The organism is Pseudomonas sp. App30 (assembly GCF_047947025.1).
Classification (GTDB): Bacteria; Pseudomonadota; Gammaproteobacteria; order Pseudomonadales; family Pseudomonadaceae; genus Aquipseudomonas.
Genome location: NZ_CP133165.1, coordinates 6,630,206 through 6,646,348, shown reverse-complemented (window position 1 = coordinate 6,646,348; position 16,143 = coordinate 6,630,206). Strand labels below are relative to the sequence as shown.

General features: G+C 65.1%; 15 protein-coding genes. 3 read left to right on the top strand and 12 right to left on the bottom strand.

Annotation, left to right across the window (positions count from 1 at the left end):
- Window positions 1-4: 4 nt before the first annotated feature.
- Complete coding sequence (locus tag RAM80_RS30625; protein WP_416424111.1) at window positions 5-793, bottom strand: SDR family NAD(P)-dependent oxidoreductase; 789 nt, start codon at window positions 791-793, stop codon at window positions 5-7.
- Window positions 794-937: 144 nt separating this feature from the next.
- On the opposite strand from RAM80_RS30625, the gene RAM80_RS30620 reads away from it, so the two are divergent.
- Window positions 938-1,477, top strand: a complete 540-nt coding sequence (locus RAM80_RS30620; RefSeq protein WP_416424110.1) for a TetR family transcriptional regulator — start codon at window positions 938-940, stop codon at window positions 1,475-1,477.
- A gap of 143 nt (window positions 1,478-1,620) precedes the next feature.
- Here RAM80_RS30620 and RAM80_RS30615 read toward each other — a convergent pair whose 3' ends face one another.
- The 5 genes from RAM80_RS30615 to RAM80_RS30595 all read right to left on the bottom strand — a co-directional run bounded on the left by RAM80_RS30615 (window position 1,621) and on the right by RAM80_RS30595 (window position 7,371).
- On the bottom strand, window positions 1,621-2,187 hold the full coding sequence (locus RAM80_RS30615; RefSeq protein ID WP_416424109.1) for a DUF3237 domain-containing protein: 567 nt from the start codon (window positions 2,185-2,187) through the stop codon (window positions 1,621-1,623).
- A gap of 9 nt (window positions 2,188-2,196) precedes the next feature.
- Window positions 2,197-4,044: a CocE/NonD family hydrolase gene (locus RAM80_RS30610; RefSeq protein WP_416424108.1), complete on the bottom strand. Its 1,848-nt coding sequence runs from the start codon at window positions 4,042-4,044 to the stop codon at window positions 2,197-2,199.
- Between the two features lie 32 nt (window positions 4,045-4,076).
- Window positions 4,077-4,871, bottom strand: a complete 795-nt coding sequence (locus RAM80_RS30605; protein ID WP_416424107.1) for a TorF family putative porin — start codon at window positions 4,869-4,871, stop codon at window positions 4,077-4,079.
- A gap of 144 nt (window positions 4,872-5,015) precedes the next feature.
- A complete protein-coding gene (locus RAM80_RS30600; RefSeq protein WP_416424106.1) occupies window positions 5,016-6,119 on the bottom strand; it encodes a polyamine ABC transporter substrate-binding protein in 1,104 nt (367 codons plus the stop codon).
- Between the two features lie 25 nt (window positions 6,120-6,144).
- The gene (locus RAM80_RS30595; RefSeq protein ID WP_416424105.1) at window positions 6,145-7,371 is read right to left on the bottom strand and encodes a serine hydrolase domain-containing protein; all 1,227 of its coding nucleotides are present in this window, start codon (window positions 7,369-7,371) and stop codon (window positions 6,145-6,147) included.
- A 129-nt stretch (window positions 7,372-7,500) separates the two neighbouring features.
- On the opposite strand from RAM80_RS30595, the gene RAM80_RS30590 reads away from it, so the two are divergent.
- On the top strand, window positions 7,501-8,106 hold the full coding sequence (locus RAM80_RS30590; RefSeq protein ID WP_416424104.1) for a TetR/AcrR family transcriptional regulator: 606 nt from the start codon (window positions 7,501-7,503) through the stop codon (window positions 8,104-8,106).
- 221 nt (window positions 8,107-8,327) lie between these two features.
- Here RAM80_RS30590 and RAM80_RS30585 read toward each other — a convergent pair whose 3' ends face one another.
- Both RAM80_RS30585 and RAM80_RS30580 read right to left on the bottom strand, forming a co-directional pair.
- Window positions 8,328-9,272, bottom strand: a complete 945-nt coding sequence (locus RAM80_RS30585; protein WP_416423801.1) for an IS110 family transposase — start codon at window positions 9,270-9,272, stop codon at window positions 8,328-8,330.
- Window positions 9,273-9,949: 677 nt separating this feature from the next.
- Window positions 9,950-10,744 (bottom strand): sugar phosphate isomerase/epimerase family protein, encoded by a 795-nt coding sequence (locus RAM80_RS30580; RefSeq protein ID WP_416424103.1) that lies wholly within the window; start codon window positions 10,742-10,744, stop codon window positions 9,950-9,952.
- 268 nt (window positions 10,745-11,012) lie between these two features.
- Here RAM80_RS30580 and RAM80_RS30575 point away from each other — a divergent pair, with 268 nt between their 5' ends.
- Window positions 11,013-11,936 carry a LysR family transcriptional regulator gene (locus RAM80_RS30575; protein WP_416424102.1) on the top strand — a complete coding sequence of 308 codons (924 nt, stop codon included), beginning with the start codon at window positions 11,013-11,015 and terminating at the stop codon, window positions 11,934-11,936.
- A gap of 43 nt (window positions 11,937-11,979) precedes the next feature.
- Here the strand turns inward: RAM80_RS30575 and RAM80_RS30570 are convergent, their stop codons facing one another.
- Genes RAM80_RS30570 through chvE form a run of 4 tightly spaced genes read right to left on the bottom strand, consistent with a single transcriptional unit; the run spans window position 11,980 to window position 16,076 of the window.
- Window positions 11,980-12,291, bottom strand: a complete 312-nt coding sequence (locus RAM80_RS30570; RefSeq protein ID WP_416424101.1) for a Dabb family protein — start codon at window positions 12,289-12,291, stop codon at window positions 11,980-11,982.
- A 4-nt stretch (window positions 12,292-12,295) separates the two neighbouring features.
- Window positions 12,296-13,486 carry a multiple monosaccharide ABC transporter permease gene (mmsB, locus tag RAM80_RS30565; RefSeq protein ID WP_416424100.1) on the bottom strand — a complete coding sequence of 397 codons (1,191 nt, stop codon included), beginning with the start codon at window positions 13,484-13,486 and terminating at the stop codon, window positions 12,296-12,298.
- Window positions 13,483-15,009, bottom strand: a complete 1,527-nt coding sequence (gene mmsA / locus RAM80_RS30560; protein ID WP_416424099.1) for a multiple monosaccharide ABC transporter ATP-binding protein — start codon at window positions 15,007-15,009, stop codon at window positions 13,483-13,485. Before mmsA ends, mmsB begins: the two co-directional genes overlap by 4 nt.
- Window positions 15,006-16,076 (bottom strand): multiple monosaccharide ABC transporter substrate-binding protein, encoded by a 1,071-nt coding sequence (chvE, locus tag RAM80_RS30555; RefSeq protein ID WP_416424098.1) that lies wholly within the window; start codon window positions 16,074-16,076, stop codon window positions 15,006-15,008. The genes mmsA and chvE overlap by 4 nt, the downstream gene beginning before the upstream one ends.
- Between the last annotated feature and the right edge of the window lie 67 nt (window positions 16,077-16,143).

The following is a 16,143-nucleotide window of genomic DNA, read 5'->3' as shown; positions in this document are numbered from 1 at the left end:
CGACCTAGCCCGCTACCCGATAACGCTCGGCCGGCTGCGCCTGGCGCAGATCCGACAACAGCAGCCGCCGCGCGCCATCCAGCGCGTCCCAGCGGTCGGCCACGTGCAGCGGCGGAATGGTGACCAGTTCACGGCGGTCGTAGCCCACCAGCGCGGCGTCCACCAGGTCTTCGACTTCCATCACCTCGGGCAAGGTGCTGATGTCGATGCCCGAGTGCTGCCAGATCTCGGTGCGGGTGGCGGCGGGCAGCACGGCCTGCACGTACACGCCCTTGGACCCCAGTTCCAGGTGCAGGCCCTGGGACAGGAACAGCACGAAGGCCTTGGTGGCGCCGTAGACGGTCATGTTCAGTTCCGGGGCCAGCCCCACCACCGAGCCAATGTTGACGATGGCGCCCTCGCCCGTGCGCGCCAGGCGCGGGGCTATGGCGGCTGCCAGGCGGGTCACCGCGGTGACGTTGAGGGCCAGCAGGCTGTCGATGGCGGCGGCGGTTTGTTGGGTGAAGCCACCTGACTGCCCGGCGCCGGCGTTGTTGATCAGCACGCCAATGGTGGCGTCTTCGGCCAGGCGTTGCTCCACGCGCGCCAGGTCTTGGGCCTGCGTCAGGTCGGCCTGCAGCACATCGATGTTGACGCCGCTTTCGTCACGCAAGCGGGCCGCCAGGGCATCCAGGCGCTCCTTGTTGCGGGCCACCAGCACCAGATCGTGGCCGCGGCGGGCGAAACGTTGTGCATAGGTGGCGCCGATTCCGCTGGACGCACCGGTGATCAAAACAGCTGGAAGCTTGCTCATGAGGTCCTGCTCCTGGGTTGGACGTGCTGGGTTAGTATTGAATTTATGATGATGACTGAAATCTAAACCGTCAAGCATTTTGATGTCAACCAACATCAATGTATACTGACGGGCAGTCACTCCCCCATTTGTGCAGGCACGAACATGAAGGTCACCAAGGCCCAGGCGCGGGCCAACCGCGCGCACATTGTCGCCACCGCCGCCACCCTGTTCCGCGAGCGCGGCTACGACGGCGTCAGCGTGGCCGACCTGATGGGCGCCGCCGGTTTCACCCATGGCGGCTTCTACAAGCATTTCCGCTCCAAGGCCGACCTGATGACCGAGGCCGCGGCTTGTGGTTTCGCCCAGACCGAGGCTCGCACCGGCACGGCCGAGCGCGCGGCGTTGATCAAACAGTACCTGTCGCGCGAGCACCGCGACGGACCCGGTGATGGCTGCACCATGGCCGCGCTGTCGGCCGATGCGTCGCGCCAGCCGGCGGAGGTGAAAGAGGTGTTCGGGCAAGCGATCGAGCGCTCGCTGGAGCAGGCGCAAGGTGAAGCCGCGCGGGCCAGGCGCATCAACGAGATGGCGCACCTGGTGGGGGCCATCCTGCTGTCCAGGGCGTGCCCGGACGATTCGGCGCTGGCGGACGAGATTCTGCAGGCGTGTTGCGCGCAGGCGTTGGCGGGGTTGGCTTCGTAGTGCGTGGACGCGGCCTGCGGCCGCTGCTACAGGGGGCAAAAAACTGCGTTGCATTGAGGGCCTCAACAGCTCGCTGGCAAGCCAGCTCCCACAACGGTGTTTCACATCCCCTGTAGCAGCGGCCGCAGGCCGCGTCCGGGACGTTACTGGCCCCCCACGCGGTACACGCTGATCAGCACTTCATGCTCGCTGATGCCATCGATGGTGCCGGTGAAGATGTAGTCGTTCAGCCACGCATGGGCCCCCGGCGCGGTCTTGAACGACGGCACGGTGCGGCAGTAGAAATCACTCTCCTGCATATCCTTGATCGCAAGGCCCTTGGCCTTTTTCGCCAGTCCCGACTCGTTGAGACGCCAGATGCCGGCGTTGTTGATGATGATCACCTGGCCGTCGTCGGTCTTGAGCCGGTACAGGGCGTTGATGTGGGTGACGCCGTCGTCGCGGGTCACCGACATGTCGGCGCCGCCCGGCACCACGGTGCCCTTCATGCCCTTGCCGGTGAAGGTGCCGCCGATGATCGGGTAGTTGATGCGCGCGCCGTCCGGGCCCTTGCCCATGTCTTCCTGGGGGCCGAGCTGGACGTCGATCTGCATCACCAGCTCGTGGGTCAGGCGGTCAGGAATACGTTCCTTGAGTTCAGCCGCCATGGACGGCGCAGCCAGGGCAGCCGCGAAGGCGATGCCGGTCAGGGTCTTGAAAGTAGTAAGCATTGTATTTCCTCAGTTCAAAGGGTCGGGACGGCAAGGTTGTTTGAGCAGCGCGCCACAGGCCGGCCGGGCCGCTGGCACTGCTACCCCGGTGAGTTCACCCAGCACCAGGCGCGAAGGGTGCGCGGCGTCGTGCAGCACGCTGTTGCGGCTGGGGATGGAGAAGTAATCGAAGCCATAGCCGCCGGTGCCGGACGGCGTGTCCACCCACAGGCGCAGGCGCGAGCCCTTGCGGAACGGGTGCGAGAACGGCGGTATTTCCACCCGGCCCAGGGCGGGCACGTTGGGCAGCATCGGCTGGATGCCGTCCGGGTCGTCCAGCAACCAGGGGCGCAGCGCGGTGGAACGCGCCTCATCCAGCTTGCGCAGGGACATGCGCAACCAGCCGCGCTGCACGAACACCTCCTGGCCGTCGGGGCGCACTTCGGTGACGGTCACCTGCAGGTCGGTGTCCGGCGCCAGGAAGGTGGTCAGCCACAGGTCGGCGCTGGCGGTGCCGTAGGTCAGCAGGTCACGCTGCAGCGGTGCGCTGGTGTAGGCCAGGCTGCCCTGCTTCCACACCGGGTGCTGCGCGCCCCAGGCGTTGTCGTTTAGGTAGGTGTTCACCTCCGGGCCGGGGATGGGGTAGTTGTAGCTGTCCGGGGCACCGCCGCCCTGCCCGTGCTCCACCAGGCTGCCGTGCTCGCCCAGGGCGAAGGTCACCGGCTGCACCGCCAGGGGGAAATGGTCGCGCTCGATGGTCCAGCCTGGCCGCGCGGTTTCATTGGGTTCATGGCGGCCGCCGTCGCGCTTGTCGGCCACGGTTTCCTGCCACACCTCCACGCGCGGGGTGTGCTCGAAGCCGTTGGCCTTGCCTTTGACGAAGTGATCGAGGAAGGCGATCAGCTTCTGCCGGAAGCGCTCCGACTCATACAGGTTGTGGCCGCCGCTGGACTCCACCAGCCACAGCTGGTTGGGGTCCAGGCGCTCCTGGTAATAGCCCTCGCGGGCCAGCACCGCCTCGTCCTGCCAGCTGTGCATGGACAGCACCGGCACCTTGATGCGCGCGGCCTGCTCGCGCGGGCTGCGCTGGTTGGCCCAGGCGTCGCGCAGCGGGTGGCGCAGCAGGTTGTACATCAATGAAGTGCTGACCACCTTGGCCTGGTTCTGGGTGACCTGGGCCAGGCAGCGCTCATCGTTTTCGGCCTTGGCGCTGGCCTTCACGGCGTCCCAGCGCATGTCCACGAACCAGTGCCACGAGGTGGTGAACGCCTGGTTCGGCACCCCGCCCGGCGCCCAGCTGTCGCTGCGCGCATCGCCGATCACCATGCCCGGGGCGATGGCCTTCAGGTGCGGTGGCTGCGCGGCGGCCGTCATCAATTGCGACATGCCCGACCACGACCAGCCGAACATGCCAATGTCACCGTTGGACCAGGGCTGCGCGGCGGCGAACTCCACCGCGTCGCGGCCGTCCAGGCCATAGGCCGGGCCCAGGAAATCGAAGGTGCCCTGGCTGCAGCCAGTGCCACGGGCCTGCACGCCCATCACCGCGTAGCCCTGCTCCACCAATTGCTTGTCGGTGGCCACGGAGAAGGTTTCGTTGTCGTGCAGGTACGCCGGGCCGCCGATGCTGCCCGAGTCATAACCGCTGTAGCGCACCACCACCGGGAAGCGCCCCTCGCCCTTGGGCAGCAGCACCGAATAGCGCAGCTGGGTGCCGTCGGCGGCGGCCAGGTAGCCGGTCACGCGCTTGCCCCAGAACGGCTGCCAGCTGCGCGCCGGCCCCTCCTGGGCGCCGGGTTCGGCGGCCTGCACGGCCACGCTTGCCAGCAGCGACAGGGCCAGCGCACAGGTGATGTGATTGAATTTTTTCGCGAACATGGAAGGCCTCGACCTGCACAGTGAAAGACGGCTCAAAAGGATTTGGTCACGGACGCCACCACCGTGGCGGAACAGTCGCCGGCGCTGCCGAACGCCGAATAACATTCGGCCTTGGACAGGTCGGTATCGATGTAGGCCGCCTTCCACAGCAGGCCCAGGAACGGCTTGCTCAGCGACACGCCCCAGTCGCGGTAGGTGCTGCGGAACGAGCCGTCGCCGGCCTGGTAGGCCTGGTCATCGTGGGTGTCGGTGTAGCCGTAGCGCAGGTTGAGCAGGGTCTGGTACGGCAGCGGCACGTTGTATTCCACCCAGGTGATGAAGCGGTCGTTGTCGCGCGGCTTGATCACCACGCCATAGGGCGCCAGCTGCGCGGCCAGGGCCTGGCGTGCCGGCGGGTTCTGCAGGTTGCTGGAATACTTGAAGCCCAGCGTGGCGCCGTAGACGCCGAACGTGCCGATCCATTCGTTGAAGTTCACCCAGCTGTCCTTGGGGTAGTCGTAGGCCACGTAGGCCAGGGAAAAGCGCGTGTTCTGGCTCAGGGGCCGGGCAATGCCGGCGTAGTAGTCGAACTCCCGGCGCGTGGCCGTGCCGAAGTCGACGTTGGTGGTGAACACCCCGGCGAACAGCCCGCTGGGCTTGTGCACCAGGGTGGCCGCGGTCAACAGCGCCGGGTTGCCCTGGGTCAGCGAGAAGCCGCCCACGCGGTAGTCACTGGCGGCGGTGGCGTCGACGTTGAGCATCACCTCCGGGGTCAGGTCAAAGGCCTGGCTTGGCAACGTGCAGCTCGCACTGGCGAGCCCCACGGCCACGAATACCCACTTGTTCATGTACTTCTGCTCCGTTGTTTTGTTTGAAATGGCAGAAAAGTTCAAGCGACAGCTGTTTTGTTTTTGGTGTGTGAATGTTGCGGGTGCAGCGGTGCCCGGGCCGTGCTCAGGGAGCCGGCCGTGTGGGTTAGCGGGTGAACGGGGTCAGACGTCCGAGCGGATGCGGTTCCACAAGCGCGTGATCAGGCGCTGCACCTTCAACGACGGCGGCTCTATCTGGAACAGCAGCCCGCGGTCCTTGTCCGGCACGAACAGGTTTTCCTCGGCGCGCAACGCCGGGTCTATCAGCGGCGTGCTGGCCGGGTTGGGGTTGGGGTAGCCGATCTCGTTGCTGACGCGGGCGATCACCGCCGGCTGCAGCAGGAAGTCCATGAAGGCATGGGCCTGCACCAGGTTCTTCGCGCCCTTGGGGATAACCATGTCGTCCGACCACATCAGCGTGCCCTGGCGTGGCAAGGCCAGGCCGATGTCATTGCCGTTGTGCGCCGCCTTGGCCATGTTGCGCGCCGCCAGCATGCCGCCCGACCAGCCCAGGGCCACGCAGATATCGCCGTTGGCGAGGTCTTGCGGGTACTTGGCCGAGTTGAAGTAGCGCACGTACGGGCGTATCGCCTGCAACAGCGCGGTGGCCTTGTCGTAGTCGGCAGGGTTGCTGCTGCTGGGGTTCAGGCCCAGGTAATTCAGGGCGATGGGGAACACCTCGCTGGGGCTGTCGAGGATGGCCACCCCGCACTGGCTGAGCTTGGCGATGTTCTCGGGCTTGAACAGCAGGTCGTAGTCGCGCATGTCCACGCCCTTGCCCAGCACCGCCTCGACCTTGGCCTTGTTGTAGCCCAGCAGCGTGCTGCCCCACAGGTACGGCACGGCAAAGCGGTTGCCCGGGTCCAGGCCTTCGCGCTGGTGCATCAGCACAGGGTCCAGTTGCTGCCAATTCGGCAGTTGCTGGCGAGCCAGCGGCAGCACCGCCCCGGAGTTGATCAGCGTCGGCAGCTGGCTGCTGCTGGGGAACGCCACGTCGTAGCCGGAGTTGCCGGTCAGCAGGCGCGCTTCCAGGGTTTGCGGGCTGTCGAAGATGTCGTAGATCACCTCGATGCCGGTGCGCTGCCTGAAGTCTTCAAGCACGTCCTTGGGCAGGTACTCGATCCAGTTGTAGATGTGCAACTGGCCGCCGATGGGTTCGGCCCGGGCGCCCAGCCCCGCCACCGCGCACAACAGCCCGGCCAGGCTGGCGGATAACAAGCGTTTCATCGAAAGACTCCAGCAAAGGTCAGGGTTACAGCGCGGTTGCCAGCGCCCGGATCAGGCGCAGGGTGTCGACGTCCAGCACGCTCTCGGCCACCGGCAGCGAGGACTGCTTGACGATGACCACCTGGCGGCTGAAATCCACGTAAAGGTACTGGCCATGAATGCCCACCGCCAGCAGCGCCTCGCCGGGGTACACGTACCACTGGCTGCGGTAGGTGGCACCGGGGCTCCACTGGGCGAACGCCGGGTTGGCGGCGTACACCGCCGGGTCGCCGCCGGCCAGCACGTTGTCGATCACCTGCCGCGGCAGCAGGCCCTGGCCGCCGGCCAGTAGCATGGCACCGAAGCGGGCCATGTCGCGCAGGGTGGCGTTGAAGCCGGCGCCGGCGACGTTGCGGCCCCAGGGGTCGGCGATGAAGAAGCCGTCGCGGTCACAGCCCAGGCCCTGCCACACCTTGCTCAACTGCTGGGCGCAGCTGACGCCGCTGGCGCGCTCCATCACCCAGGCCAGGGCCTCGGTGGTGGCGGTGACATAGTGGAAGAAGCCGCCGTGCTCGCCCTTCTTGCGGGTGGCGGGCAGGTATTCGTACAGCGATTGGTAAGCTGCCTGCACGTCGGCGGGCGGCAGCGTCAGGCCGCAGGCGTAGCCGAACTGCGAGCTGCCCGAGCGCGGGTCGTCGTAGACCTCGTCGTAATCGATGGCCACCGCCATGTCCAGCAGCTGCCGCACCGTGGCGTCGCCGAAGGCGCTGCCGGCCAGCTCCGGCACGTAGGCGGTGGCCAGCGCCTGCTCCACCAGCACGCCCTGGCGCACCAGGTCCTGAGCCAGCAGGCCGATCAGCGACTTGGTCACCGAGAACATGATGTGCCGCTTCATCGGCGCGTGGCCGTTGAAATAGCGCTCCTGCACCACCGCCCCCGCTTTCATCACCAGCCAGCCGTCAGTGCAACTGGCCAACAGGTGCTCGTGCAGGCCCACGCTGGCCCCCGAGGCGCTGTGAAACTGAAAGTTTTCAAGCCGTGGTTCGCCCTGAGGCAGCGGCTGCGCCGGCGCCTGGCCACGGGGAACGCTGATGCTGGGGCGAATACGGCCCAGGTTCAGGAACGCCCAGCGGTTGTACGGCGGCTGCATGAAGTTGTGCCAGGTGACGCGCGCCGCTGGCTGCGGCGGGAAGCCCTGCATCAACGCCGGGTGCGGCTCGGCGTCGGTGGCAGCGTAGGCGCTGCGCAAGGCCTGGTGAAAATCGGTGCTCATGAACGCTTCCCTCTGTCGTGATGAGAATAGTTTTATTGCGATAAAACGTTTTAGTCAAATAAAACATTTGCCTCGACTAATCCTTCGATTAGAATCAAGCACTTAAACCTTCGGGGTGCGGGAGACGGCATGAGCGGATTGCGGGAAAGGCAGAAACAGCAGCGCCGGGAGGCCATCCTGGAAGCGGCGCTGGCCTTGTTCGACGACCAGGGTTTCGCCGCCACCACGGTCGAGCAGATAGCCGAGCGCACCGGGGTGTCGATCCCCACGGTGTTCAACTACTTCGGCAGCAAGCAGGACATTCTGCTGGCGGTGGTGGAACAGGCCGACCTGCGCGCCGTCACCGATGCCCAGCTGTCGATGCCGGCGTTCGATAACGCCGTGGACGCCATGTGCCACCTCGAAGCGCTGATTGTGCAGCACGAACTGCAGGTGCTGCCGCCCAGCATCTGGCGCGAGCTGCTGCCGCTGGGGCTGGTGGGGCCCAAGCCTGCGACCGTGCTGCCGCTCAACGCGCGGCTGGTGGAAGAGATAGCGCGGCTGCTGCGCGACCTGCAGGCGCGCCAGTTGTTGAACCAGGCCATCGACGTGGACTTCGTGGCGTACTTCCTCAACGACTACAGCTCGATGCAGTTCATGCGCCTTGTGCAGGAAGACCCACCGGACTTCACCGCGCACCAGGCGCGGGTGCGGCAGATGACGCAGATGCTGTTCGACGGTTTGGCGCCGCGGTGATGGATACCCACCCGTAGCAGCAACTGTCTTGAAATGGCGTCGTCTGCATCGCGACTAAAGTCGGCTCCTACACTATTCGTGGTAGGAGCCGGCCTTGGCCGCGATGCAGGCGACGCGGTCTATGGGGTATCCGCATTCGCGTAGCAGCTGCCGAAGGCTGCGTCCGGCGGCGGTCCTGCGTTGCTCCAGGACGCGGCCTGCGGCCGCTGCTACAGATTCGCCTAGCCACTGTCTTGCCCAGTTAATGACGTCCGCCATGCTGTGCCGTCGCGCAGCATGGCGTTAAGCCGGACCAGCAGCACGCGCATGCACGCTACCAGCGCCACTTTTGCACTCTTGCCTTTATCGCGCAGCCCCTCGTAACGCGCCTTGAACGAGGCGTCGTAGCGGATGACCGTCCAGCACGACATGTACAGCACTCGCCGCACCGCACTGCGCCCGCCGCAGATCTTGCGCTTGCCCTGGAAGTTGCCACTGTCGTTGTTATAGGGGGCCAGGCCCGCCAGCCCCGCTATCTGGTGCCGGTCCAACTCGCCCAGTTCTGGCAGGTAAGCCATCAGGCTGGCCGCGGTGATCGTGCCGAGACCTTTGACTGACGTCAGTTGCGCCACCTTGGGCGCATCAAGTGCCTGCATCGTTTGCTCGATGGCCTTTTCCAGCTCCAGGATCTGTGCTTTCAGGAAGGCGATATGGCCTTCCAGCAGCTCGATTATCCTGGGGGACTGGGCCTGTTTCAGACGGCGTCTGTCGTCGTCGCGTTGCTGTACGAAGCGCTCGCGCTGCTGTACCAGCTCCCGTAAAAACTGGGTCGGCGCCGAATCCTGCTGGGGTTTGGCCGCCTTCAAAGTTTCGGCAAACTGCGCCAGGACCTGGGCATCGATGGGGTCTGTCTTGGCTTGCTTACCGATCGCCTCGGCAAACGCCCGGGCACGGCGGGGGTTTACGCGCACGACGGTAAAGCCAGCCAGGCGAAGGGCCGCCATCACCCCCCGCTCGTAGCCGCCGGTCGCCTCAAGCAGGACCTTCTGCACGTCGCAACCGCTCAGCTTTTCGATCAGATGGGCATAACCTGTTGAGTTATTGGGGACATTGAAGCTGATGTCTTGGGGGCGAAGCCAAACTGCGAGGGAGGATTTAGCGACGTCGATACCGAGCCAGGAAATCATGGGGAACACCTCTTACACTCAAGGATGAGAGCACTCTGGTGATGCCCATGCTTGTGATGTTCGAGGTCGGCTCGTTCAACTGTTCGGGCTTGTAGCCAGAGCGGAGAGGTGAATGGCGGTTCTGCTGCTACACGTGCTTATCAACACTGCTGCCGAACAACCTGCCATTCACCGCTCTCACCTCAGATTCTATTCCCTTCTCTAGACACAAGCTGCCGAAGGCTGCGGCCTGGCCAATTCGGTTCAGCAGGCCCGCCGCCGGACGCAGCCTTCGGCAGCTGCTACAGGAACGCCCGCCACCACTGCGCCTTCGCCGGGCGGCTGCGGGTCAGCACCGCGGGCATGTCCTTCAACTGCACCCACGCCTCATCCTGCCAATACAACACCTTCACCTCGCCAACGCCAGCGCGCCGCTTTCGCTCACCAGCAGGTGCCTGGCCCATTGGCCGTCGGCCTTGATCCAGGTTTCGCGGCGCTGGTCGTCAAACCTGATCCCCGAGGCTTCGGAGGCGGTGCGCAGGGCAATGCTGCACCCAGTAAGTGGCAATCAAAGGAGTGTTAAGCGTTGTGTCGAGCCCCCGTAGCAGCAACTGTCTTGTGGGAGCTGGCTTGCCAGCGAGCTTTTATGGCCCCAACACCTCGCTGGCAAGCCAGCTCCCACAAGATGTAGCAGCTGCCTAAGGCTGCGCCAGCGGTGGGGCTGTTTGCCATTTTTGGCGCAGGAAGGTGGCGCTTTCGCGCATGGCCTGCACCGGGTCGGCACCTTCGGGCAGGCCGCATTCACTGCTCAGCAGGCCCTGGTAGCCGCCCGCTTGCAGGTGGCGGAAGAAGCTGTCGTAGTCGTATTGGCCAGTGCCGGGGTTGAGGCGGCCAGTGTCGGCCAGGTGCACGTGGCTCAGCCAGCCCGGGTAGGCGCCGACCTCGGCCAACGGCTCGTGTTCCTGGTCCATGTGGTAGAAGTCGGCCAGGCCGCGTACTTCGTTGCGGTTCACGCGCCGCGCCAATTGCACGCCCTCGCCCACGCTGTTGATGAGGTTCGATTCGCTACGGTTCAGCGGCTCTATCACCAGCGTGGTAGGGCCGCCTTGCAGCAGGTCGGCGCACCAGCCCAGGGTGTGGGCGAACTGGTCTTCGGCCTGGGCGCGGCTCCAGCCGGGTGGAATGTCGCGGGTCCAGCCGCTGCCCAGCACCACGATGCGCGTGCCGGCCAGGGCCAGCAGCTGCACCACGCGCTCAAAGTAGCGGCGGTTGCGTGGCTCGTCGCGCTGCGGGCCGACTATCCTGAAGTCGCGCGGGAACAGGTAGCTGGAGGCCAGCGCCGGCAAGGGCAGGTCGCGGATGCGCTGTTTGGCCTCGGCGAAGGCGGCGTCATCTTCAAGGTTCAACGGCACCAGTTGCACCTCGATGTAGTCCAGGCCAGCGGCGGCCATGTCGTGGGCTTTGTCGAGGGTGCCACACCATCCGAATTTCATCTGTGCGTCCTTGTAGCGGGTCAATGTCGTGTGCGGCGAATGGTGAAACCCGCCTGGCGGGTGGTCAAATCGCCGTCTGCCAATCTGCCCACTGCACGTTGCCCACAGGCGCGTCTACACAGCGCTCAAATTCGTCATTAACCATACAAATCAATGCGTTGAATTTATTCCATTGTGGACTTTGTGTTAATTCCATCCCCTGCGCCAATTCCCCACAAGTGGGCTGCGTTATGATGACCGCCCTCACCCGCCGACAAGGACCTTCACGGTGTTAAACGACGTCCCCCTGCGCGACCTGCAGCTGTTCTGCCTGGTGGTGCGCCACGCCAGTTTCCTCGGTGCTGCCCAGGCCAGCGGCGTCACCCAGGCGTCGGTGAGCAAGCGCATCAAGCAGCTGGAGACGGCGTTGGGGGTCAAACTGCTGCACCGCACCACCCGCAAGGTGAAAATCTCGGAAGCCGGCACCACCGTGTACCAGTACGCCCAGGCGCTGCTGGAACAGGCCCGCGCACTGGAAGAACAGCTAGCCGGCGCGCGGGCCGAACCCACGGGGGCGCTGCGGGTCAGTTCCAGCCAACGCCTGGGCCGGCGGCATATCGCGCCGCTCATCGGCGCGCTGCAGCAGGCCCACCCGGGGTTGCTGGTGTGGCTGGAACTGATGGACCGGCGGGTGGATCTGATCGAGGAAGGCTTCGACATCGACATCCGCGTTGGCGAGGTGGAAGAACCAGGGCTGATCCCCCATCACATCGCCAGCACCCCGCGCATCCTGTGCGCCAGCCCCGCCTACCTGGAGCGACATGGCCGACCGCGTACGCCCACAGACCTCGCCAACCACGACTGCATGGTGTTCCGCGACCGCGACGAGCCGTTCGGCACGTGGAAGCTCAAGGGGCCCGACCGCTGGGAGACGGTCAACGTGACGGGCAGCCTGGCGTCCAACGACAGCGAGGTGGCGTTGCGCTGGTGCCTGGCCGGGCACGGCATCGTGATGATGGCGGACTGGAACGTGCGGCAGCAACTGAGCGACGGCCGCCTGATGCGGGTGCTGTCGAAATGGAGCCAGCCGGCGGATGTGTGGGCAGTAACCGTGGCCCGCACCGACCAGTCGGCCAAGGTGCGGGTGTGTATTGATTACTTGCGCCGTGAGTTGCGTGAGGGGCCGTATGCGTTGAACCAGACACAGGCGTGATGGCCAGGACGCGGCCTTGCGGCCGCTGCTACGGGGTTTTCGCTTACACCACGTAATCCACCTGGTGCCGGGCAATGCGGCAGTCGCCCAGGGCGCGTTTTACCCGCAGGTGCTCGGGGTGGGTGGCGTAGGCCGCCAGGGCCTGGGCCGAGGCGAACTCGCTGTACAGCACCACGTCGCAGGCGTAGTCGATACGACTGAAGTCCACCCCCACTTCGATCTTCAGCAGCCCCGGAATCAACCCCGCCAGCCCTTCGAACTGCTCCTTGAGGAACTGGCAGGCCTGGCGGTTGCGCTCAGGGGTGTCCCCCGCCAGGTTCCACATCACGATATGCTTGACGGTCTTGTCATCCATGGCCTCAGCCCTTGTTCTTCTGGTAAACATCCACGAACACGGCGGCCAGCAGCACCGCCCCCTTGATCATCTGCTGGTAATCGATACCGATGCCCATGATCGACATGCCGTTGTTCAGCACGCCCATGATGAACGCGCCAATCACCACGCCCACCACCTTGCCCACGCCACCGGAGGCCGAGGCGCCGCCGATGAACACCGCGGCAATCACGTCCAGTTCAAAGCCGGTGCCGCCGCGCGGGGTGGCGCTGTTCAGGCGCGCGACGAAGATCAGCCCCGCCACCGCCGCCAGCACGCCCATGTTGACGAAGGCGAAGAAGGTCACCCGCGCGGTGTTGATGCCCGACAGCCGCGCCGCCTTGAGGTTGCCGCCCACCGCGTACACCCAGCGGCCGATCACCGTGCGGTTCATGATGAAGGTGTACAGGCCAATCAGCACGCTCATGATCACCAGCACCGTGGGGATGCCACGGTAGGTGGACAGCAGGTAGCAGAAGTACACGATCAGCGCGGTGACCACGCCGTTTTTCAGGGCGAACACCAGCATCGGCGCCACGTTGCCGCCACTTTTCAAGGTACGCAGGCGGCTGCGGTATTCGATCACCCAGAACGCCACGGCCACGGCAATGCCCAGCAGCAGCGAGGTGATGCGCAGCTGTTCATGGCTGAACAGTTCCGGCACGAAGCCTGAGCTGATGGCCGAGAACGCCGGCGGGAACGGGCCGATGGACTGCCCCTGGGAGATGGCAATGGTAGCGCCGCGGAAAATCAGCATGCCCGCCAGGGTAACGATGAACGACGGCATGCCCCACACCGCCACCCAATAGCCCTGGGCTGCGCCGATCAAGGCACCGGCCAGCAGGCAGATCAGGGTAACGGTGAAGAAATCGAGGCGGTACTGCACCATCAGCACTGCGGCGATGGAGCCGACCACGCCCACCACCGAACCGACCGACAGGTCGATATGGCCGCAGACGATGACCATCAGCATGCCCAGCGCCATCACCACGATGTAGCTGTTCTGCAGCAGCAGGTTGGTGAGGTTCAGCGGTTGCATCAGCGCACCGCCGGTGGCCACCTGGAAGAACACCATGATGACAATCAGCGATACCAGCAGGCCATATTCGCGCGCGCCGCGCTTGAACGAGGTCAGGGGGCCGGGTTTGGAAGAGAGAGGCAGGCTGGCTTCGCTCATTGGATCACCTCGTTTTTCATGATTGCGTGCATGATTTTTTCCTGCGAGGCGTCGGCGGCGAGGAACTCGCCCACGAAACGCCCTTCGTTCATCACATAGATGCGGTCGCAGGTGCCCAGCAGTTCAGGCATCTCCGAAGAGATCATCACCACCGCGCGCCCTTCGCTGACCACCTGGTTGACCACACCGTAGATCTCGTACTTGGCGCCCACGTCGATGCCGCGGGTGGGCTCGTCGAGGATCAGCACCTTGGGGTCGGAGAACAGCCACTTGCCCAGTACCACTTTCTGCTGGTTGCCGCCCGAGAGCTTTTCCACCGACTGGGTCACGTCCGGGCTGCGAATACGCAACCGCGCGCGAAAGCCGTCGGCCACCGCCGTCTCGCCCAGTTCGTTCATCACCCAGCGCCGCGACACGGCGGCCAGGTTGGCCATGGAGGTGTTGTGGGTGATGCTGTCGCCCAGCACCAGGCCGGCGCCCTTGCGGTCTTCGGTGGCGTAAGCCAGGCCCTGGTCGATGGCCTTGCGCACAGTGCCCAGGTCCACCTCGCGGCCCTCCAGACGCGCCGTGCCACGCACGTTGACACCGTAGGAACGGCCGAACACGCTCATGGCGAACTCGGTGCGGCCGGCGCCCATCAAGCCGGCGATGCCCACCACTTCGCCGCGGCGCACGTGGAAGTTGATGTTGCGCACGCGGTCGCGCTCGGGCCGCTGGGGGTCGCCCACCGACCAATCGCGCACCTCGAACAGCGTCTCGCCAAGGGCCGGCACGCGCGTGGGGTAGCGGTCGGACAGCTCGCGGCCGACCATGCTGCGCACCACCCTGCCCTCGTCGATGCCGTCGGCGCGGCAGTCGATGACGTCGACGGTGCTGCCATCGCGGATCACCGTGATCTCATCGGCCACCCGGCCTATCTCGTTGAGCTTGTGCGAGATGATGATCGAGGTGATGCCGCGCCCCTTCAGCTCCAGCATCAGCCGCAGCAGGGTGTCGCTGTCTTTCTCGTTGAGGCTGGCGGTGGGCTCGTCGAGGATCAACAGGCGCACGTCCTTGGCCAGCGCCTTGGCAATTTCCACCATTTGCTGCTGGCCGATGCCCAGGTTGCCCACCAGGGTCTGCGGCAGTGCGTCCAGGCCCACCCGCGCCAGCAGGTCGCGGGCCTTGAGGTGCGCCGCGTCCCAGTCGATCACGCCGTGGTGGGCGATCTCGTTGCCCAGGAACAGGTTTTCGGTGATCGACAGCATCGGTACCAGCGCCAGTTCCTGGTGGATGATGCAGATGCCCAGCGCCTCGCTGTCACGCAGGCGCTGGAAGGTGCGCGGTGCACCGTCGAAAATGATTTCACCGTCGAAGCTGCCGTGGGGGTAGACGCCGCTGAGGATCTTCATCAGCGTCGATTTGCCGGCACCGTTCTCGCCGCAGATGGCGTGGATCTCGCCCGCGCCCACCTTGAGGTTGACACCGCTCAGCGCCTTCACCGCGCCGAAGCTTTTGCGGATGTCGCGCATCTGCAGAATCATTGCAGCTGCGCCTGGGTGTAGAACTTGGTGTCGTCCACCAGCACTTTCTGCCAGTTGCCGCCGTTCACCAGTTGCGGCGTCAGCAGCTGGGTGGGCACTACCATGGAGCCGTTGTCATAGGAGGTGGTGTCATTGACGCTGACCGCCTTGCCGCTGAGCTCGGCGTCCATCATCTGCGCGGCAGCCCCGGCCAGCGCGCGGGTGTCCTTGAAGACGGTGGAGGTCTGGTCGCCGCGGATGATCGACTTGACGCTGCCCACTTCGGCGTCCTGGCCGGTGACGATCGGCATCGCTGCCTTGCCGCTGCCGTAGCCCACGCCGCGCAGCGAGGACACCACGCCGTTGGCGATCTGGTCGTTCATGGCCAGCACGGCGTCCAGGTGCGCGGTGCTGTAGAAGGCGCTGAGCAGGTTGTCCATGCGCGCCTGGGCCAGGGCCCCGTCCCAGTTCGGCGTGGCCACTTTGTCGATGGCCTGCTGGCCGCTGCGAATCACCAGTTTGCCGCTGTCGATGTAAGGTTTGAGCTGCGACATCACGCCGGCGTACACCACGTGGGCATTGTTGTCGTCGGTGGAGCCGGCGAAAATTTCCAGGTTGAACGGGCCCTTGCCTTCCTTCAGGTGCAGCGCATCGACGATGGACTGGCCCTGCAGCACACCGGTGCGGTAGTTGTCGAAGGTCACGTAGTAGTCGAAGTCCTTGGAATTGCGGATCAACCGGTCATAGCTGATGACCTTGATGCCCTTCTCCTTCGCCTGCTTGAGCACGTCGGCCATGGTGGTGCCGTCGATGGGCGCGACGATCAGGCCCTTGATGCCCTTGACCATCATGTTTTCGATTTGCGACAGCTGCGTGGGCGCCTCGTACTGGGCGTATTGCAGGTCGGTGTCGTAGCCCAGCTGCTTGAGCGAGTCGACGATGTTGGCACCGTCCGACACCCAGCGCGCCTCGGTTTTCGACGGCATGGCGATGCCGATGGTGCCCTTGGTGTTGGTTTCCTGTTTGTTGCAGGCGGCCAGTGCCACCCCCAGTATCACGACAGCAGCGGCCTTGATGAATGTATGCATGGCGTCCTCGACTTTGTTGTTGTGGTTTTCTCGGGCATGCAGAGCCCCAGTCGGCTCGAAATCAATC